Annotated in this window: 18 protein-coding genes; 5 read left to right on the top strand and 13 right to left on the bottom strand. The window is 63.0% G+C overall.

From position 1 onward, the window contains the following. Positions 1–62 precede the first annotated feature (62 nt). The 4 genes from ACZ5IU_RS12340 to ACZ5IU_RS12325 all read left to right on the top strand — a co-directional run bounded on the left by ACZ5IU_RS12340 (position 63) and on the right by ACZ5IU_RS12325 (position 5,144). Complete coding sequence (locus ACZ5IU_RS12340; protein ID WP_464417750.1) at positions 63–632, top strand: LemA family protein; 570 nt, start codon at positions 63–65, stop codon at positions 630–632. Positions 633–663: 31 nt separating this feature from the next. Beyond that, on the top strand, positions 664–1,593 hold the full coding sequence (gene htpX, locus ACZ5IU_RS12335; RefSeq protein ID WP_464417748.1) for a zinc metalloprotease HtpX: 930 nt from the start codon (positions 664–666) through the stop codon (positions 1,591–1,593). 166 nt (positions 1,594–1,759) lie between these two features. Then, complete coding sequence (locus ACZ5IU_RS12330; protein ID WP_464417746.1) at positions 1,760–4,327, top strand: VIT and vWA domain-containing protein; 2,568 nt, start codon at positions 1,760–1,762, stop codon at positions 4,325–4,327. Between the two features lie 70 nt (positions 4,328–4,397). Further along, the gene (locus ACZ5IU_RS12325; RefSeq protein WP_464417744.1) at positions 4,398–5,144 is read left to right on the top strand and encodes a transporter substrate-binding domain-containing protein; all 747 of its coding nucleotides are present in this window, start codon (positions 4,398–4,400) and stop codon (positions 5,142–5,144) included. Positions 5,145–5,386: 242 nt separating this feature from the next. Here the strand turns inward: ACZ5IU_RS12325 and ACZ5IU_RS12320 are convergent, their stop codons facing one another. The 11 genes from ACZ5IU_RS12320 to ACZ5IU_RS12270 all read right to left on the bottom strand — a co-directional run bounded on the left by ACZ5IU_RS12320 (position 5,387) and on the right by ACZ5IU_RS12270 (position 16,042). Next, positions 5,387–6,547: an ABC transporter substrate-binding protein gene (locus tag ACZ5IU_RS12320; RefSeq protein ID WP_464417742.1), complete on the bottom strand. Its 1,161-nt coding sequence runs from the start codon at positions 6,545–6,547 to the stop codon at positions 5,387–5,389. 68 nt (positions 6,548–6,615) lie between these two features. Continuing rightward, positions 6,616–7,239: a response regulator gene (locus ACZ5IU_RS12315; RefSeq protein ID WP_464417740.1), complete on the bottom strand. Its 624-nt coding sequence runs from the start codon at positions 7,237–7,239 to the stop codon at positions 6,616–6,618. Further along, a complete protein-coding gene (locus tag ACZ5IU_RS12310) occupies positions 7,236–8,576 on the bottom strand; it encodes a sensor histidine kinase (protein WP_464417738.1) in 1,341 nt (446 codons plus the stop codon). The genes ACZ5IU_RS12315 and ACZ5IU_RS12310 overlap by 4 nt, the downstream gene beginning before the upstream one ends. Then, positions 8,573–9,595, bottom strand: coding sequence for a poly-gamma-glutamate system protein (gene pgsW, locus ACZ5IU_RS12305; protein ID WP_464417736.1), 1,023 nt, complete (start codon positions 9,593–9,595; stop codon positions 8,573–8,575). Before pgsW ends, ACZ5IU_RS12310 begins: the two co-directional genes overlap by 4 nt. A gap of 7 nt (positions 9,596–9,602) precedes the next feature. After that, complete coding sequence (locus ACZ5IU_RS12300) at positions 9,603–10,046, bottom strand: poly-gamma-glutamate biosynthesis protein PgsC/CapC (protein ID WP_464417734.1); 444 nt, start codon at positions 10,044–10,046, stop codon at positions 9,603–9,605. After that, positions 10,043–11,026 carry a Mur ligase family protein gene (locus ACZ5IU_RS12295; protein WP_464417732.1) on the bottom strand — a complete coding sequence of 328 codons (984 nt, stop codon included), beginning with the start codon at positions 11,024–11,026 and terminating at the stop codon, positions 10,043–10,045. Before ACZ5IU_RS12295 ends, ACZ5IU_RS12300 begins: the two co-directional genes overlap by 4 nt. A gap of 121 nt (positions 11,027–11,147) precedes the next feature. Next, entirely contained in the window at positions 11,148–12,863 is a 1,716-nt protein-coding gene (ggt, locus tag ACZ5IU_RS12290) for a gamma-glutamyltransferase (protein WP_464417730.1), read from the bottom strand. Beyond that, positions 12,860–14,017, bottom strand: a complete 1,158-nt coding sequence (locus ACZ5IU_RS12285; RefSeq protein WP_464417728.1) for a succinylglutamate desuccinylase/aspartoacylase family protein — start codon at positions 14,015–14,017, stop codon at positions 12,860–12,862. The genes ggt and ACZ5IU_RS12285 overlap by 4 nt, the downstream gene beginning before the upstream one ends. Positions 14,018–14,028: 11 nt before the next feature. Then, the gene (locus ACZ5IU_RS12280) at positions 14,029–14,178 is read right to left on the bottom strand and encodes a hypothetical protein (protein WP_464417726.1); all 150 of its coding nucleotides are present in this window, start codon (positions 14,176–14,178) and stop codon (positions 14,029–14,031) included. Between the two features lie 13 nt (positions 14,179–14,191). Next, the gene (locus ACZ5IU_RS12275; protein WP_464417724.1) at positions 14,192–15,481 is read right to left on the bottom strand and encodes a TRAP transporter large permease subunit; all 1,290 of its coding nucleotides are present in this window, start codon (positions 15,479–15,481) and stop codon (positions 14,192–14,194) included. Positions 15,482–15,490: 9 nt separating this feature from the next. Next, positions 15,491–16,042, bottom strand: a complete 552-nt coding sequence (locus tag ACZ5IU_RS12270) for a DUF6305 family protein (RefSeq protein WP_464417722.1) — start codon at positions 16,040–16,042, stop codon at positions 15,491–15,493. A gap of 264 nt (positions 16,043–16,306) precedes the next feature. Between ACZ5IU_RS12270 and rlmN the strand changes: the two genes are divergently transcribed. Then, complete coding sequence (gene rlmN / locus ACZ5IU_RS12265; RefSeq protein WP_464417720.1) at positions 16,307–17,338, top strand: dual-specificity RNA methyltransferase RlmN; 1,032 nt, start codon at positions 16,307–16,309, stop codon at positions 17,336–17,338. 80 nt (positions 17,339–17,418) lie between these two features. Here the strand turns inward: rlmN and folD are convergent, their stop codons facing one another. Together folD and ACZ5IU_RS12255 are read right to left on the bottom strand one after the other, a co-directional pair. Further along, positions 17,419–18,264 carry a bifunctional methylenetetrahydrofolate dehydrogenase/methenyltetrahydrofolate cyclohydrolase FolD gene (gene folD / locus ACZ5IU_RS12260; protein WP_464417718.1) on the bottom strand — a complete coding sequence of 282 codons (846 nt, stop codon included), beginning with the start codon at positions 18,262–18,264 and terminating at the stop codon, positions 17,419–17,421. Between the two features lie 130 nt (positions 18,265–18,394). Then, a complete protein-coding gene (locus ACZ5IU_RS12255; protein ID WP_464417716.1) occupies positions 18,395–20,080 on the bottom strand; it encodes a formate--tetrahydrofolate ligase in 1,686 nt (561 codons plus the stop codon). Positions 20,081–20,084 lie beyond the last annotated feature (4 nt).

Genomic DNA, 20,084 nt, shown 5'->3' with positions numbered 1-20,084 from the left:
CTCCTCTCGTATCTTGTCCATGCTATTATACGTATATATCCGGAAAGGGGATGATTTCCGCCATGCGATCTCTTGTACAGATCGCCGCCCTCGCGGGGATCGTGTTCTTACTTATAGTGTACATCTATAACGCGCTCGTGAGGAAGTCCGAGAACGTCCGGAACGGGTGGAGTCAGATCGACGTCCAGCTCAAACGACGTCACGATCTCATTCCGAATCTCGTCGAAACGGTGCGCGGGTACGCGGATCACGAGCGCGAACTTTTCGAACGGATCGCGGCGCTGCGTTCCGAAGCGATTCGGGCGTCCACGCCGGCCGAGGCGGGCGTAGCTGAGGCGCAGCTCTCCGGCGCGCTGAAGACGCTCTTCGCAGTCAGCGAGGGCTACCCGGAACTCAGGGCGAACGCGAACTTCCTCGCGCTTCAGGAGGAGCTCGCATCGACCGAAAACAAGATCGCCTTCGCACGACAGTACTACAACGACAGCGTGAAGGAGTACAATATCGCGGTCTCGTCGTTCCCGAGCTCCATCGTCGCGGGGATCGCAGGATTCGGAAGACGCGACATGTGGACCATCGACCTTCCGGCGGAACGCGACGCCGTCTCCGTGACCTTCCCGGGCGCGGGATCGTAGCGCCGCTCGGGAGAAGGGGGGGACCGGAACCATGGCGAACTTCGACCGTCTGATCACGCACAACAGGCGCGTCAGCATCCTTCTGTTCATCGTGATGACGCTGTTCTTCATCCTCGTCGGGGGCGTCATCGGGACCTATTTCGCAGAATCGTGGCAGGGAGGGCTCGTCGTCGCCCTCGTCGTCGGCGGCCTCTACGGGCTGATCGCGTGGACGCAGGGCGACGGCATCGTCCTTTCGATGAGCGGAGCCCGCGAGATCTCCCATTCCGATTTCCCGCAACTCTGGAACGTCGTCGAAGAGCTCTCGATCGCCGGCGGAATTCCGATGCCGCGCGTCTATCTCATCGAAGACACGGCGACGAACGCGTTCGCGACCGGCAGAGATCCTTCACGGGCGAGCGTCGCGATTACGCGAGGACTTCTCGAAAAGTGTACGCGCGACGAGCTTCAGGGCGTCATGGCGCACGAAATGTCCCACGTCCGGAACTACGACATCAGATTCGCGACGCTCATGGCGGTCATGGTCGGCGCGATCGTCCTGCTCTGCGACGTCATGCGCCGAAGCGTCATCCGGGGCGGCGGGCGCCGACGCAGCTCCGGCAAGGGAAGCGGCGGCGGACAGGCGATCGTCGCTCTCGTCGCCGTCGTCCTATCCATCGTCGCGCCGATCCTCGCGGCGATCATCCAGATGGCCGTCAGCCGCCAGCGGGAGTACCTTGCGGACGCCTCGGCGGTCGAACTCACCCGGAATCCGAACGGTCTCATTTCCGCACTGAAGAAACTCTCCTACGACACGGAGCCGCTCGAAGTCGCGAACCGCGGGACGCAGCATCTCTTCATCGTGAATCCGCTCAAGGGAAAGAAGCTGGGACGCGACAGCGTCTTCAGCACGCACCCGTCGCTCGAGAGCCGCATCGCGCGGCTCGAAGCCCTTTCGATCCCCTCCTCCCTCCCGCACTGACATCCGGGAGAGTATTCCGCCTTCGCGGTTCGGCTCTTTTTCCGCAGTTTCCCCTCTGTAATCCGGCGAATTCATTGTGTAAAATTCCATCATATACGGTCGCGTCCCGCGGGAGCGGATCATGGGCTTCGGAAGCGGGAACCGGCCATGATCGAGGTGAAGTCCGATGCGTACCGGAATACGTTTCCTGCGTTCATTCGGAATGTCGCTTTCCGCGGCGGTCACCGCCGTCATCCTCGCGGCCTCCCCCGCCCCGGCGGCGTTCAACCGCGTCCATTACTACAACTCCCGCGGCGACGGACACGCCGCGATGACCATCGTCAACAAGGACGCCGACAAAGCTCCCGTTTTCGTTCCGCTCCGGCGGACGGAACTTTCGGGGTCGCTCTCCGGGCCGCTCGCGTCGATCTCCGTCACGCACACATTCGGCTTCTCGAAGGAACAGTCCGGTGCGGTCATCCAGGCGGTCTACCGCTTTCCGAATCCCGGCGACGCGGCCGTCACGAGGGTTTCCGTCGCGTTCGGCGACGTCCGGATCGAGGCCGTTCTGAAGGAGCGCGAACAGGCCGAAAAGGAACACGCCCAGGCCGTATCCGAGGGACGGCAGTCGACGCTCCTGACGCGCGAATCGCCCGACGTCTTCACGCTCTGGGTCGCCGGGATCCATCCCGGCCAAGACGTTCGCGTCACGACGGAGTACGTCCAGCTCGCCCGGACCGAGGGACCGGGGTGGACCCTCCGCGTCCCGCTGACCACGGCTCCGCGCTATGTCCGCAGCGACGAGCTGACGTCCCCCCACGCGAAGGGACAGCCCCTCCTCACGATGCGCGACCCGGGGCACCGCTTCTCCCTCGATCTCACGGTCACGGGGCCGGGAAGCATCGAGAGCCCGTCTCACGCGATCTCCGCAACCCCCGGAGAGAATGGCGCCGTCGTCCGTCTGAAGGACGGCGAGGTCATTCCCGACCGCGATTTCGTCCTCCGCTGGACGCCTCTCCGGAATCCGGACGCCCCGCGTCTCCAGATCATCCGCGACCCGAAGGAAACCGGCGAGACGTTCTTCCTCGCGACGCTCACCCCTCCGTCCCCCGGCGCAATCGCGACGCAGCAGCGCGAGGTCATCCTCCTGATCGACCACTCCGGTTCGATGGAGGGTGCGAAGTGGGAATCCTCCGACTGGACCGTGAAACGCTTCCTCGGCGGACTCACGGACCGCGACCGCGTCGCCGTCGGCGTCTTCCACAACTTCACGATGTGGTATTCCGAGAAGCCGCTCCCCGCGACGCGGGAGAACATCGCGAAGATCACGGAGTTCGTCCTGAAGAGCCGGCTCACCGGAGGCACCGAACTCGGCGTCGCTCTCGAGCAGGCCGTCGCCATCCCGCGGGAGAAGGGGCCGTTCTCGCGGAACATCGTCATCGTCACGGACGCGCAGGTCTCCGACGAGGGACGCCTCCTCCGGCTCGCCGAAGGGGAGTTCGGACATCCCGAAAGGCGGCGGATCAGCGTCCTGTGCATCGACGCCGCGCCGAACTCCTTCCTCGCGACGCAGCTTGCCGAGCGTGGGGGCGGCGTCGCGCGCTTCCTGACGAGTTCGCCCGAACAGGAAGACATCACGACCGCATTTTCCGAGGTCCTCGAGGAGTGGTCCGCGCCGGTGATTCCGGACGCCGTTCTCGAGATCGGACGGAAAAACGCCATCGCCGCGGGCAGACGCGTCATCCAGGCAGGCGCCGGACGGACGGTTCTCGATCTCGGAGACCTTCCCCCCGAACGGTCGATCGCCATCGCCGGATCATACCCCGCCGGAGACGGAACGCCGTTTTTCCGGCTCTCCTCACCGCTCCTGAAAGACCCCATCGACGCCGCCGTCATCGATGCGACGCCGGAACAGTCCCGGGCGATCCGGGCTCTCGCCGGAGCGGGACGAGTCACCGGGCTCGAATTTCTCCTGACGGCGGGACGGAGCGGCGAATCGCTCTTCACGGCGCTCCGGAACCTCGGGTACGACCCCGACAGCCTCCCGCTCTCCGGAGACGCGCCAAAGCCGAAGGTGTACGCCGAAAACACCCGCGCGGAGGCGCGAAAGCTCCTTCGCGGCCTCCTTGTCGCGGAGTCGCTGAAATACGGCGTCGCGTGCTCCGAGACGGCGTTCGTCGCGACGCGGACCGAAGCTGGAAAGAAGATCAAGGGCACGGTTCCGGTCGCGAACGCCCTTCCGGCCGGATGGTCCGACGCGTTTCTCTCTCCCGGCGCCCCGCTTCCGGCCCCCGCGGCCATGAAGATGCGAAAGGGCGCTTTCGAGATGCTCGACGGGGGCTTCGGCGCCGGAGCGCCGCAGCCTTCCGCAGCGCACGAATCGAAGGCCGGTGAAGCGGACCCCTCCGCAAAGACCTTCCAGGTGTTCGAGGGGACGCCCGTCTTCTCGGGAAATGAGGCCGTACTCGTCGACTTCGGCACGAAGCTCGGCGGACTGCCGCAAACCGCCTCCCTCTCGGGGATCGCCGCCGACTACTCGGGCGATCCGTTCGCGGACGACGTTCAGCTCCTCCTCTACCTCAGCGACGATCCGGTCACTCCCAGAGCGCGGATCCGCCTCTCGGAACTCGTCTCCGGGGGGAAACGTCCGCTCAACCTCTTCTACCGGAAGGGTCAGCTTCTCAGGATCGTTCTCGTCGACCCCTCGGAAAAGGGCGTGAAGGGGACGCTCCGAATCACGCTCTCCTGGCGTTGACAAGCATAGAAAAGCGGGTACACTTTCTAGGATGGATATGAACCTTATTTTACTGAGGAGGAGAGATTTTATGGTCAAACGTCTTTTGGGAATCGCCGCACTGCTGTGTCTCATGGTGACATCCGCCGGAGCCGCCGTTCTCGATAACGCAGTCATCCGCGTCGGAACGGAGAGCACGTATCCTCCGTACGAGTCGCGCGACGACAAGAACAACCTCGTCGGATTCGACATCGAAATGACCGAAGCGATCGCGTCGAAGCTCGGCAAAAAGGTCGAGTGGGTGGACATGCCCTTCGACAGCCTCATCCCGGCCCTGCTCTCGAAGAAGATCGATCTTATCGCCGCCGGCATGAGCGCCACCGCCGAACGCGCGAAGAAGGTCGCCTTCTCGACGCCCTACGAAATCTCCATGAGCGCCTTTCTCGTGAAGGCCGACAACGACTCGCTGAAAACCCTTGCCGATCTGAAGGGCAAGAGCGTCGCGGCGCAGCTCGGGACCGTCCAGGAGACCTTCGCGAAGACGATCGAAGGCGTGACCGTCAAGGCGTTCCAGAAGTTCGACGACTGCGCCCGGGAGGTCTCTCTCGGCCGTGTCGACGCGACGCTCATGGACATCCCCGTCGCGAAGAAGTTCGTCGAGCAGAAGGATTTCGCGGGTAAGATCAGGATCGCGTTCGAGCAGGAAATCACTGGCGCCGGTAAGGCGCTCGCGATGAATCTCGACGAGAAGGCGTTCGTCGATGCGGTCAACAAGGCGCTCGATGCGATGAAAACATCCGGCGAACTCGACAAGATGAAAGCCAAGTGGTTCAAGTAGGCGGGCGTCGATCCTGATGAGGCCGTCGTAAAATCGGAGTCCCCGGGCCGGAGGCTCAAGCCTTCGGTCCTTTTTCTGTGCCGCCGTATTGCTCTCCCGCGCGCGACCGCGGTCGGGGAGGGCTGCTTCCAAGATTTCAGGCAGCCCCCCTTCCGGTATGAAAAAAGGCCCCCGCCGTCTGACTCGCGGGGGCTTTCGTTGTTTCGTGACGGACGCGTCACACGCCCGACAGTTGCGTTCTGCTAGAACTCCGTCTGTGGCTGATACGTCTCGAGATACTTGAGGACTCCCTTTTCCTGCCGCAGGATCGCCGCGGGCTTGTTCAGCGGGTTGTGCGTCGCCTTGTCGAGCGTCAGCGTGAAGTGAAGCAGCTTCAGGTCTTTCGCGGACTCGATGGCGTCGCGGACCGCGGGTCCCTCCGCCTTCCCGGCGCGCCGGATCGCATCGGCGACCCAGTAGATCAGATCGTACGCGGCAACCGTATTGACGATCTCCGTCGGTTCCGCGTTGAAGCGCTTTGTGAACTTTTCCTTAAGCGGCGTCAGGATCGGATCATCCGGGCTCAGGTGATACACCCAGTAGCTTCCCTCCATCGCGTCGCCGCAGATTTCGTACATGTTCGGGCTGTAGCCGTCGCCGCCGATGAAATACGGCTTCCATCCCATTTCGGCCGTCTGCTTGATGATGAGCGCCATTTCCTTGTAAAGCAGAGGCAGGACGATCCCCTCCGCACCGCTCTTCTTGAGGTTCGTGATCTGCGCGCGGAAATCTACGTCGCCGCTCCGGAACGCCTCGACGCCGACGATCTCGCCGCCGAGTCCCTTGAACGTCTTGACGAAGTACTCCTTGAGCCCCTCGGAGTATTCACTGCCGATGTCGTGAATGATCGCGGCTTTGCGGACGTTCAGTTTGTTGTAGAAGTACTCGGCCATGACCTTTCCCTGATAGGGATCGGTATAACAGATCCGAAAGGAATAAGGGCGCGGTTTCTGCGTCTTCGGGTCGACAGTTACGGTCGGATTCGTCGAGAATGTGCCGATCTGCGGAACCATGCCCTTGTCGACGATAGGTCCGATCGCGATGTTGAGACCGCTGTAGTTGGTGCCGCCTATGGCGACGACCTTATCCACCTCGACGAGCCGGCGCGCCGCGTTGATGGCGTCCTCCGCCCGTCCGCGGACGTCGTAGGTCACGAGTTCGAGAGGACGTCCGAGAAGGCCGCCCGCCGCGTTGATTTCTTCGACCGCCAGAATCGCGCCGTCCCGTTCATGCGCTCCCCATGTCGCTCCTTCGCCTGTCAGCGTCGCCAGATACCCGATTTTTATCGGTTCCGCAGCCCATGCAATCCCGAAAAGAAGAGAAAACAGACACACAACGGCAAAAAATCCCACGACCTTTCTCACCAGCAACACCCCCATGTTCACAAAATAGGATAAACCTGAACGCAAGTGCAGGTTATAATAGCACAAATTTACGGACGCCATTCATAAAATGCTTTCGGCCGTCCCGGGCGTCCGTCCTGCACCACGACATCCCGCCGGATGACGATTCCGCGCTCCGCGAGGTGTTCGAGATACCTGTGCGCGGTGACGTACGCGAGACCGCACCCGGCAGCCACATCGTCGCAGACGACCGGCTCGGGCGCGGTTCTGACGAACTCCATGACCGTGCGCATCGTATCGCGGCTTACTCCCTTCTTGCGTTCTTCCCAGTTGAGCTGGTCCCTGTGCCCGAGGATACGCTCGTGAAGCCTCACGCGAGCCGCGAAATCCGCGAGCCTCACGGGCTTCGTGATGAAATCGTCCGCCCCGGCGAGGATCAGTTCGGAGGCGAGGTTCGGGTCGTCCTCGACCGTGAGCGCGATCAGAACGACGCGCGTACTGAGGGTCCGGACGCGCCTGATGACCTGGTGACCGTTCATGACCGGCATGTGGTAGTCGACGAGGAGCATGTCGATTTCGTCGTGGCGCACCCAGCCCAGGCAGGTCTCGGGCTCCGTCGTGCAGTGCATGCACCATCCGGACGTCGTCCCCATGGCTTCGAGCGTGTAGAGGATTCCCCTGTCGTCGTCGATCACGCCGATGTGGAGTGTCATTGCCGCAGTTCGCTCCTTCCCGTCGGGATTCTCAGTTCGGCGACGGCTCCGCCATCCGGGTCGTTACCCGTCGAGAGCGAACCGCCGTGGCTGTCCGCAACCATTGTAACGTACCGGAGGCCGATCCCCGTCGAATTCCACCCCGATCCCGCTCCGGATTCCTCTTCGGGAAATCCGGGCCCGTGGTCGCGGACGGAGATCACGGCATCGTCCCCCTCGACGCCGAAAATGAGTTCGATCGCTCCGTCGCTCGCACGTGCGGCATTCTCGAGGAGATTGACGATAGCGCGCGAGAGGCGCACCAGATTGATCCCGACCGGAACGGCGAGATCCTCTTTCGATCCCCTGACGACCACTCGCTGCCTCCACGAGAGGGAACTCGCCTGGCTCAGAACGTATTCGAGAAGCGCCGAGAGGGGAATGATGCGCTTCGACTCGCCGTGAAGGATCTCCGATACCATGTCGTCCATCGAACGGCACGACCTGAGGATAACGTCGGCGTGTGCCTTCGCGTCCGGGCTCCCCGTCTCGCGGATGACGTCGGCGAGCCCCGTAACGACCGTGAGCGGCCGTTTGAGATCATGCACGAGGTGTTGCTGCTCGCGGATCGTTCGGTCGCGGAGGCGTTCCTCGCGCATCCGGGCGAGCTCCCGCTCTCGCCGGCGGAGGAGCGCGAGATGGTGGAGCCGCGAGCTGTAACTCACGAGGAGTCGCGTCATGATGACGCCCGACAGGAAGATTCCGGTCCCGATCAGCGCGCCAGCGATGTCGAGCGCTTTCCCCATCCCCATGAGTCCCGCGACGGCCTTGATCGCCGTCGAAAGTTCCCCGCGCCCGGCGCCCCACGCCGTCACGCAGGGCATGACGTCGAGCCACTGGAAGGAACAGACGAACATCGCGAGCGCGATCGTGCGCCCGCCCCAGTCCCTGATGTCCGCCGTGAGGTATTTCAGGAGGACGACCGATGCGATCGAAAGCGCTGCCGGGGTTCCGAAATGAAGCAACGTCCGCTCGATGAAGAAAGGCGCGAGCGAATAACAGGCTGGAATGCCGATGACGGGAATGAGGCGTGAGGGCCGTCCGCATCCGGGGAACATCTCCGCGAGGCTGTCGCCGATCAGAAACCAGCCGACGTACAGGCACGTCGCGCGAAGGCAGTTGATGCCGACGAGAAACGAGGCGGCGGCGAGGAGATACCCGCTGTCGGAGCGTTCCACGGCCGTTCCGAGAAGTTCGAGGACATCCCGGACCGGAAGCCTGTGTCCGAAAACCCAGAGAATCAGCGCGACGATTCCCGTCAGGAACAACGTTTTCCCCTTCGGAATCGCCTTCTTCATCTCCGGTCGATCCTCCATCGCGCGTGTGTCGCGAGCGCTGCGAAGAAGACCGCGAGCCCCGCGATCGCCGGCGCCGCCCGCATCACGGCAGGTCCGGAGGACGCCCCGTCGAACGGGACTCCGAAACGCTCCGAAAGCGAACGGAAGTCGATCGCGTGAAAGACCGGGATCCGGCGCGACATGGCCCATCCGACGACGCTCCCGTCTCTGACGGGAACGCCGCTCTCAAGGAATCCGTTTCCGGCGTGTTCGTTGCCGGCGCCGAAGAAGGTACTCGATCCGCCGATCGTGATGAGGAGACGCGGAGAGAACGCCTCGAGGCGACGTATCTTCTCCGCCAGGACTTCGCCATATCCGCCTTCGGCGATAACAGGAACCCCTGCGGCCGCGGCCGCGCGCATGAGGATAATCCGTCCCTCGTCGCCGATGCCGCCGCCCGTTTCGCCGTCGCCGCCGAGCGTGTACCACGACGCGGGTGTCCGGATGAACCCCGAACGCCGGAAAAACATCTCCATCAGGGGCCACGGACACGCGGGATCGTTCGCTCCCCATTGAGACGCGCCGAGCGACGCCGCGAACAGGACATGGCATCCGAGGGACTCGGCGGCCATAAGGGCGTTGAGAACGAACCCCGGGAACGACCCCGACGCGAGAATCGCGACTCGATCCCCGGACCGGAGTCCCATTCGCCGCATCTCCCGCAACAGGACGACGGACCAGAGCGGATCCGCGGCCGTCCGCTTCGCCGCGGGATTTCCGATCGTGGTCGAAATCGGGCTCCATTCGACACCGATCACGCCGAGTCGCCGGGGATCCGCCGCGTTCTCCGCGGATCGCATGATCGAGAGAGCCGCTTCCGCAGAACGGACCCTGTCGCGGAGGGCGGCCTCGTCCGGAGTGAGCGTCGCCCTCCGCGAGAGCAGCCAGAGCCCGGCGAGGACGCACGCGAGCAGCACGAGACGGAACCGGCAAACGCGGGCGAAGCGCGCCTGGGCCGCGAGAAATTCCTCCGGAGTCACGGTGACGTCACCTCCACAGGGATGTCACCGTGGCAACGAGGGACGTTCCCCAGGACACGGCGATCGAAACGGAGGCGAGCCCCGAGAGAGTCGCAGGAATCCCCTGCCGCTCCACATCGGCGGCGATGAGTCCCGGCGCCACCCATCCGAGCCAGGGGGTCCCTTCACGGAACCATTCCCCGGGAAGGAGGAGCCGGATGACGAGCGCACAGGCCATCGCGAGCGCGACGCGCTGGCGGCCGTAGACGGGGATGACCCTGAAAAGGAGCCTGAGGGCGACGCCGAGCGCGAGGGCGACGCCGAGGGAGACGCCGATGGCCGCGGGATCGGAGAGACGCATCGCGACGAGCCCCGGGGTGATGATGCCCCCCGGACTCTCACCGGTCTGCCGGACATAGAACATACCGAAAAGGATGCCGAGGAGGATCGCGACTCCATCGGGATGATTCATCGCGAGCTCCCCCGGGCGAGGAGCGACAGGAGACGGAGCGGTGCCCCGGCGACGTTGCCGCAGCCGAATACGTGTCCCTTCCCCGAAATCGACATCAGGAGGGTCGCGTCGTCTCCTTCCCCGGCGCTTTCGCTGTCGATCCTGACGATTCCCTTCCACCGCCTTTCGGCGAACAGACTCTCGAACGCGGCATCACGTCCGGGCCGGTCGCCGCGTCCGTTATACAGGAGCGTCGTCTCTTCGGGGAGCCAGCGAAGCGACTCGAAAAGCCGCGTCGTCGACTCGACGTCGTTGGCGGAGAAGGCGTATGCGAGCTCCCCGCCCTCGAGCGGGAAGATGCGGAAGTCCGCGATGTCCGGCGGGAGCGACCGCATCGCAGCCTCGACTGCCTCTCCCCGAGCATCCGATGCGCCGCAGGCCGCGAGCGCGAGCGCGATATTCCCCTCGCGGAAGTCCGGATTCTCGGGAACCCGCACGAGACGGCATCCGAGTCTGTCCGCCGCCGCCGAGACGAGCGGGTGCGCAGCTTCTCCGGACGGGATCACGACCGGAACTCGAGGAGCGAGGCCGCGCGTCAGAACACGGGCCGCGTCGTCGGTCCCCACCCCCCAGACCTCCCGGTGATCCTCCCGGACATTCGTGAAAACGACAAGCGTCGGATCGAGCCAACGGACCGCGGCCTCCTGGAAATCCGGCGATACGGCGCTGTTCTCGAGGACGACAGCGTCCGTATCCGCCGGCAGTGAGCGGAGCCACCACCGCATCTCGGAAATGTGCGCACCCGAGGCGCGAAGGATCTGGAACTCTCCTTCCGGGCCGATCTCCCTCGGTACGACCCCCGTGATCCGTCCCCGTGCGCGACGACCGCAGGCCAGAAGTCCGACCGTAACGAGGCGCACGAGGGAACTCTTGCCGCGACACCCCGTGACGAGAATCCGGACTTCCGGCGCCGGACGCCGCTGGAACGAGAAAAACGACACTTTCCGACCCCCTCCTGTCGGTTCTATTCTACCCCGGGCGAGGTGTCTCCGGGAAAAAAAGACCGGAGCGGTTTCCCGCCCCGGTCTTTCCCGTCCGCCGGAAACGAACCGTCGGACCCGATCAGTATCCGACGGGGACTCCGAGACGGCGGCTGTCGGCGCCACCGTCCATCGTTCCGTTCTTCCAGTCGAACATGATTCCCTGCGACGTTCCGAAATAGCCGCCGAAGGGGCGAACCTCGAGATCATGCCCGCGGAGCTTCAGGAGGTCGACGACCTTCGGGTCGACGCCCGTTTCGACGAGGAGCTTGCCGGCCTTGCCGCCGCTCGTGAAATTGAAGATTCTCGGCTGTTCGATCGCCTGGTCCATTGTCATCCCGAAATCGACGACGTTCATGAGGATCTGCGCGAGCGCGCTGATGATCCGCGTCGCTCCGGCCGAGCCGAACGTGATGAACGGTCTGCCCTCGCGATCGGTGACGATCGTCGGGGACATTGAGGAGAGCGGTCGCTTGCCGGGTTCGGGCGCGTTGACGCTCTTGGGGCTGAAGGCGAAGTCGTCCATCTCGTTGTTCAGCACGAAGCCGTATTCCGGGACGATGACGCCCGATCCGAAGAAGTAGTTCACGGTGTTCGTCGATGCGACGATATTCCCCTGAGCGTCGACGACCGAGAAGTGGCTCGTGGAGATGTGTTTCTCGCCGCCACCGCGGAGATCGGCAGTCTTCTGCGCGCCTTTCTCGAACGCGGCGGGATCTCCGGCCGCGACTTCCTTCATGACCTCCATCTGTTTGATGAGCCCGGCGCGTTTGGCCGCATATCCCTTGTCGGCGAGCCCCCTGAGCGGGACCGTGACGAACGCCGTATCCGCCATGAAAGCGCCCCGGTCGGCGTACATGAGCTTCATTGCTTCGGCGAGCGTGTGGAGGTGCTGCGCCGAATTGTGCTTCCACTTTCCGACCGGGAAGGTTTCCATGATATTCAGCAGCTCGACGATATGCGTTCCGCCGCTCGATGCGGGCGGAACCGAGAAGATCGAGTATCCGCGATAGTTCCCCATGATTGGCTCGCGTACGACGAGTTCATAGTTCGCGAGGTCCTTCTTCGTCATCCTGCCGCCCGCCGCATTCACGGACGCGACAATCGCGTCGGCGATGGAGCCTTTGTAGAAGGCGTCCGGACCGTCCTTCGCGAGCATCCTGAATGTCTTCGCGAGTTCGGGCTGTTTCAGGATCGTTCCCTTCTGCGCGGGAAGTCCGTCGACGATGAAAGCGCACTTCGGGCTGTATTTTGTGAGCTTGTCGAACTCATCCGTGATGATCTGCTGCTGCATCGGATGGACTTCGAATCCTTCCTCGGCGAGGCGAAGTGCGGGTTCGGCGATCTGCGCGAACGACATGGTCCCGTACTTCCGGAGCGCTGTGAACATCCCCTTGACCGCGCCGGGGACGCCGATCGCCTTTCCTCCGAGTTCCGACTCCTTCGCCTTTTTCGATTCCTCCGAGGCGAACATATCCTTCGTCGCGGAGAGCGGAGCGATCTCCCTATAGTCGAGAACGACGACTTCGCCCGTTTTCGCAATCCGGATCGTCATAAATCCGCCGCCGCCGATTCCCGAAGCGTTGGGCTCGACGACGTTCAGCGCGAGCTGCGTCGCAACGGCCGCGTCGACCGCGTTGCCGCCCTTCTGCAGGATTTCAACCCCGGCCTTCGACGCGAGCTCGTGCGCCGACGAGACCATCCCGTTCTTCGCGCGCACGTCGACGACATCGGCGGCGCCCGCCGCTCCCGTGACAAGAAGCGCAAGAATCCCGACACAGATCAGAACACGTTTCATATCTCCACCTCCCGTTTTTTAGGAACAGGTTTCAGGAACGATTCCACACCCTGTTTCAGGATCTCCTCGTACCCGGGAATGCCTTCCAGCGTCACCCCTTTCCCGGGTCGCACCATGTCGAGGTTCTCGACGAATATCCTGACCGCCGTCACATGGCGCGCAACCCGATAGGCTATGGGCTGATTCCCCCCGTAGGGGATGAACAGACGACCGAGCGCGGCGGCTTTCGTGTATGCCTTGTCCTCGCCCGTCAGGACCAGACGTTCGTCGGTTCGTCCGCGGAGTCGCCCCTGACTCGGATTCCCCGTTTCCATGAGAATCGGCAACACATCTGTCGCGTCGCCCCATTCTCTGTGACTCAGTCCGCGAAGATTTTTCGGCGACGGTTCGAGGCGGATCGGAATGCCGAGTCCCTCGAGCTCCATCGCGACCATCGCCGCAAGCTCCATGCTCCGTTCGTGCGCGACGATCGCGTTGACGACCGGATATTCCGGCGACGCCTCGTGAAGGTCGAACGCGAGGTCCACCTTTTCCTTCCGGATAAGCTGCACGATCGCGTAGGCGAGACGCTCCGTCATCGATCCGTCGGGTACGCCGGGATAACAGCGGTTCAGGTTGCTCCGTTCCTTTCCGGAGAGCTTCTGTCCCGACGCCGGGTGGACGTAGATCTCCGGAAAGGGCCACTCATCCGTCGAGTTCGTCGCGCGCGACCCGTAGCGGAAGGTCCGGACACTTCCGTCGCGGAGCGTGAGCGCAATTCGCTGCGGATGCCCCTCCTGCGGAGAGTTGTGGGTCAGCGCCATCGCGTTCGCGTTCGGAATGACGATCAGGCGGCCGCGCGAAACGGACGCGTTTTCGAGAAAGACCGTCGCCGCGAGGATCCCGGCTGATTCCACCGGGTGCGTCCCGCCAAGGATGAGCACCGTTCCTCCCGGCTCCTTGCCTTCCCGGATGAAGACGGGCGTATCCGCGTCGGTCCCTTTCAGCGGCGGGAAGTACTCCGAAAGCATCTTCCTCGCGAACCCCTCCGTCGGGACAAATTCGTCGGGACGGCGCATCGAGCCGAAGTCCCGGGCCGCGACATACGCGACGAGGATCGCGAGACACAGAAGCACGAACGCCGTCTTCCACGAGGGCGCAGGCAGTCGCTTCATGTCCTCCCCCCTCACTTGATCATCAGGAGCCGCAGTACGAGCGGCACGACGACGAGCGCGGCCGTAGCCTGCTTCCAGAAGTCCCGCTCCCGGAACATGCAACGGATCGCGAGCGCCAGAATCACGAGGACGAGAAAACGGTACACAAGTGTCATTGTCATGCGACGCCCCTCCCTAGTTCAGCATTGCGGCAACACCGTTCGCACCGAGGATCAGAACGATGCCCCAGATCGCGGTGACAAGTCCTGGAACGATGCACCGGCGCAGGACGACGAAGTAGTTGTCCTCCCCGATGACCTGCGCCGCGAAGATCCCGGCGAGCGCCGTCGGCGGCATCAGATCTCCGAGCCCGGCGATGAGGCTGACCGCCGCCGTCACGACGATCGTATCCTTTCCGAGAAGCGCGAGGACGAACGGGACTCCGAGAATCGACGCCGCTCCGAAAGCCGATATCGCACCGAAGAGCGGGATCGTCGTCGCGATCGCGAGGTAGATGAGGACCGAAGGCAGCGCAAGCGCCGAGACGACGACGAACCCCTGGACCCCGATGAGCGTCATGATCTGAATGAACATCCCGACGCCCATGAGGATTCCCATGACCGGCAGACTGTCGCGGATCGCCTCGGTCGAGGCCTCGGGAAGATCGAAGCGCGATCCGGACAGGAGCGCCGAGAGCGCCGAGAGGACGAAATCGACCGGCAGACCGAGGGGCGGCCAGACTTCGGGAAAGAACTGCTCCCCGGCCATCAGAATCACGAGTACCCACACGGGAATCAGGAGACGCCATGAAAGCGGGACACGTTCCATCCTCTGCAGTTCGGTCTCGAGTTCCGTTCCTCCTCCGCCCGAAGCGCGGAGATACGGATATACGAGCGTCACCGCGGAGTAGGCCGCAAGCGGAAGCGTGCACGCGAGAAGGGGGCCCGCAAACCCGACGTATGGCATGTCGATGCCGCCGCCGATGATCATCGCGGGGATATTCACCGGAGGGGCGATCATCCCGTAGATCGCCGCCATCGCGATGAGGGCTCCCGCACGGTCCGCGGGGACGTTGAGACGCATCATCACCGGGGCGACGAGCGCTCCCGCCGTGAGGACAGCGGCCGTCGACGATCCCGTGATCATACCGGGAACCATGACGATCCCCACGAGTCCGAGGGACAGCGACAGCGGACTGTTGCGGAACTTCCTTATGACGAATGCCGCGAGGGATTCGAGAAGCCCCGTCTTCTGGAGCGTCTTCATGTAGATCATCGCCGACGCGATAATGAGGATCGTGTCGATGTATCCGAACGCGCCCTCAACCAGGTGACGGATCGGCACGCCTTCGCCTCCGAGAAGCGCTCCAAGCACCGCCGCGGCGGACATCGCGATCGCGATCGGGAGCCGGAAGACAAACGCCCCCGCCGCGAACGCCCCGAGCATTGCCGCCGCGTAGAAGCCTTCAGGCCAGAACCAGCTCATGGCGGCCTCCTACTTCGTCGCGACGCCCCACTCCGTCAGGATCGCCTTCAACGGCCCGGCGACTCCGCTCACGTTCGGGGCCCCGAGGACGGGAATCTTCTTCTCCTTCGCGATGTTCGCGAAAATCCCGTCAGCGTCGCCGCCGTCGACGACGATCAGTTTCGCGGCCGACGGAGCGACCGCGGTGATAAACTCGTCGGAGAGCTTTCCGCGCCTCCCTTCGCCGCCGACGTGCATCGCGAGGATTTTCGCGCCCTTTTCGGACGCGGTCTCCAGGAGCGCCGTCAGGCGGGCGATCTCCTGGTCCTTGTCGATTCCCGCTGCGCCGAGCCCCTTCGAACTTCCGCCGATGACGACGATCAGGATCTTCTGAGTGAATGCCTCGGGCTTCATCAGCGGATCGTAATCCGCCTCGACGCCGAGCTTCTTCAGAACGACGCGGACCATCATCGCGTCCGGACTCTGTCCGGCCGATGTCAGGGCTATGTCCGCCGCAAGGGAAGCACCCGCGAAACACAGGAGAACGCACGCTGCGAGTATCAGTTTTCGAATCGATGCCATTTCTACCCCTCCTCGGTCTGAACCGCGCATACATAATTTTCTGTATATTTGAAGTCTACCCGATAGCATCGGGATGTCCAGCTTTTCTGTCTTTCTTTTCCATAAATCAATATTTGACGAAATACCCACTATTGGTATTTTTATTCCATCGTGATTCCCGAACACAGAACTCGTCTCCATTCCCCCTTCCGAAGGACTTCCGGGACGATATAATGAACGCAGAAATCGACGGGGCCACGCGCCCACGGGGAGGAATGGAGAATCATGCAGGAACCGGTGAAGGCGCTTGATCTCGAATACGGCGAATGGGTGTCGCTCGTGACGGAGCGCTTCGGCCAGCCGCGCTTCCGCGCGGACCAGATCTGCGGCTGGATCTACGACAAGAAGGTCTTCCAGATCCATTCGATGACGAATCTCTCGAAAGAACTCAGGGAACGTCTCGTGTACGAGCTTCTGATCATGCCGCCCGTACTCGTCAGGGAGCAGACGTCGCAGGACGGAACCCGGAAGTTCCTCTGGCAGATGGAGGACGGGGAAAGAATCGAGGCGGTCCTCATGGATCACGGGAACTACAGCACCGCGTGCCTGTCGAGCCAGGCGGGGTGCCCGCTGAACTGTTCCTTCTGCGCAACGGGACAGTCCGGCTTCCGGCGCAACCTCACGGTCGGCGAGATCGTCGGACAGTTTCTCGCGATCGAATGGCGATCGAAAGAACCCGTCTCGAACATCGTCTTCATGGGAATGGGCGAACCCCTTCTCAACGAAGATGCTGTCCTGAAATCCATCCGAATCCTGCATCACCCGAAGATGCGGAACCTCGGCGCCCGCCACATCACGATCTCGACGTCCGGCATCGTCCCCGGTATCAGGAACCTCGCCGACTCGGGGCTCCCGATCCGCCTTTCGGTCTCCATCCACGCTCCGAACGACCAGCTCAGGACGAAGCTCATGCCCGTCAACAAACGCTACCCCCTTCCGCAGCTCATGGACGCTCTCCGGTATTACCAGGAGAAGACGGGAGAGCGCATCACGGTCGAATACGTCACGATCGACGGCGTCAACGACGATCCGAGCCTCGCTTACGAGCTCGCGGCCCTCTTCTCGGGAATGTCCGCCTACGTGAACCTCATCCCCTGCAATTCGACGGATTCCGCGTTCGCGCGTTCTCCCCTAGAGAGCCTCAAGGCGTTCGGAGCCGCCCTCGCGGAGTGCGGCCTCGAGTACGAAGTCCGCAGGGAAAAGGGATCCGACATCGACGCCGCGTGCGGTCAGCTCAGAAACAGGACGCAGTCGTAGCGCCCCGGCCCCGAAAAAGCGAAAGGGCCTTTCCGGTCGTTTTCCGGAAAGGCCCTTTTTAGCGTGCGTGTCCGTTTGCGTCAGATCCTGCCGGAAGCCACGTCCAGGGTGTTCTGCAGCAGCATCGCGATCGTCATCGGACCGACGCCGCCCGGAACCGGCGTGATCCACGACGCCTTTTCCGCGACGGTTTCGTAATCGACGTCGCCGACAAGTCCTTCGTCGAGACGGTTGATGCCGACGTCGATCACGACGGCCCCTTCCCTGACCATGTCGGCCGTGACGAAGCGCGGCCGGCCGACGGCGGCGACGATGATGTCGGCGTGCCGCAGGTGCTGCGCGATGTTCTTCGTCCTGCTGTGACACACCGTGACGGTCGCGTTCTTCGAAAGCAGCATCAGGGAGACGGGCTTTCCGACGATATTGCTCCGCCCGACGACGACCGCCTCCCTGCCTTCGAGTGAGATTCCCGTCTCGGCGATGAGGTGCATGACGCCCTTCGGCGTACAGGGTTCGATGCAGGGCAGTCCCGCAAGCAGTTTGCCGGCGTTGATCGGGTGGAATCCGTCGACGTCCTTCTCCGGACGGATCGCCGAGATCACCGTATCCGGATCGATCTGTGGCGGCAACGGCAGCTGGACGAGAATGCCGTGAACCGAAGGATCCCTGTTCAGTCCGTCGACGAGTTCGAGGAGCTCATGTTGCGACGTCGATGCCGGAAGACGATGCAGAAAAGATGCGAATCCCGCGGAGAGACAAGCCTTTTCCTTTTGCCCGACGTAGACCTTGGACGCCGGGTTCTCGCCCACGAGGACGACCGCAAGCCCGGGGACAATCCCCCGCGCCTTCAGCCGTTCGACTTCCGCCCTGACCCGTTCCCGGATCGAAGCGGATATCGCCTTCCCGTCGAGGATTTGTGCGCTCAATACAAACACCTTCCTTTTCTCATAAAGAGGCTCTCACCCCGGGGCGTCCGCTTCCCCTCGGCTCCGTCTCGGGATAGGCGACCGCCTCGGCTTCTTTGCTCGCTTCGCTCGCAGATCGCCGGGCGTCTGCCTAGAACAGTCCGCTGATCTGCCCCTTCTCGTCGATGTCGATCGAGAGGGCGGCGGGTTTTTTCGGCAGTCCGGGCATCGTCATGATCGCCCCTGTGATCGGGATAAGGAACCCGGCTCCCGCCGAGAGGCGCACTTCGCGCACCGTGATCGTGAATCCCGACGGACGGCCGAGCTTCGCCGGATCGTCGGAAAGCGAGTACTGCGTCTTCGCCATGCAGATGAGCAGGGTGTCCTTTCCAAGTTCGTGAATCATCTGAAGATCCTTTTCCGCCTGATCCGTGTACGTCACGCCGTCCGCACCGTAGATCTCCCTCGCGATCGCTTGGATCTTCTGCTTCGGCGAAAGTTCCGCGTCGTAGAGGTGCGTGAACTTCGACGGTTTTTCGCACGCTTCGATGACCTTTTTCGCGAGATCGACGCCTCCCTCGCCGCCCTTCTCCCAGACCTCGGAGAGTGCGACCGACGCACCGAGCGCGTTGCACTTCTTCTCGATGAGGTCGAGTTCCGCCTTCGTGTCCGTCGGGAAGCGGTTGATCGCGACGACTGCGGGCAGACCGAAACGGGAGATGTTCTCGATGTGTTTCTCGAGATTGGTCATCCCCTTTTCGAGCGCTGCGAGATCTTCGACCGTGAGCTCGTTCTTCTTGCGGCCTCCGTGCATCTTGAGCGCGCGAACCGTCGCGACGATGACGACTGCCGACGGGGTCAGTCCCGCGAGACGGCACTTGATGTCGAGGAACTTCTCAGCCCCGAGATCGGCGCCGAATCCCGCCTCCGTGATGAAGTAATCGGAGGTCTTGAGACCGAGCCGCGTCGCCTGAATGCTGTTGCAGCCGTGGGCTATGTTTGCGAACGGCCCGCCGTGGATGAACGAGGGAACGCCCTCCAGCGTCTGGACGAGGTTCGGCTTGATGGCGTCCTTGAGAAGCAGCGCCATGGACCCGGCGGCCCCGATGTCGCCGGCCGTGACGGGTTTCCCGTCGTAGGTGAACCCGATGACGATCTTGCGGATGCGTTCCTTGAGGTCCATGAGGTCGAGCGAGAGACACAGGATCGCCATGACCTCGGAGGCCACCGTGATGTCGAATCCGCTTTCCCTCGGAATTCCGTCGGCCTTGCCGCCGAGTCCGAGGACGATGTGCCGCAGCGCCCGCTCGTTGAGGTCCATGACTCGCCGCCACGTAATCCTCCGCGGGTCGAGATTCAGCTCGTTCCCCTGGTGCAGGTGGTTGTCGATCATCGCGGAAAGCAGGTTGTGCGCGGTCGTGATCGCGTGAAGATCGCCCGTGAAATGAAGGTTGATGTCCTCCATCGGAACGACCTGGGAATACCCGCCTCCGGCCGCTCCTCCCTTGACGCCGAAACTCGGACCGAGCGACGGTTCGCGGATCGCGAGCGACGCGCTCTTTCCGATGTGGACAAGCGCCTGCGCAAGCCCGACCGTCGTCGTCGTCTTGCCCTCTCCCGCGGGAGTTGGCGTGATGGCGGTCACGAGGACGAGCTTCCCGTCCTTTCGGTCTTTCACGCGCTCCCAAGCGGAGGGCATGACTTTCGCTTTGTATTTACCGTAGAGCTCGAGTTCCTCTTCGTCGATGCCGAGCTTTTTCGCGATGTCGACGATCGGTTCCATCTTCGAAGACTGTGCGATTTCGATGTCGCTGGGTACTGGAATCCGCTTTTCCATAAAC

It is taken from the genome of Lactivibrio alcoholicus, from assembly GCF_055390895.1.
Note: the sequence above shows the minus strand (reverse complement) of the source record. Positions and strands in the feature narration are given on the sequence as shown.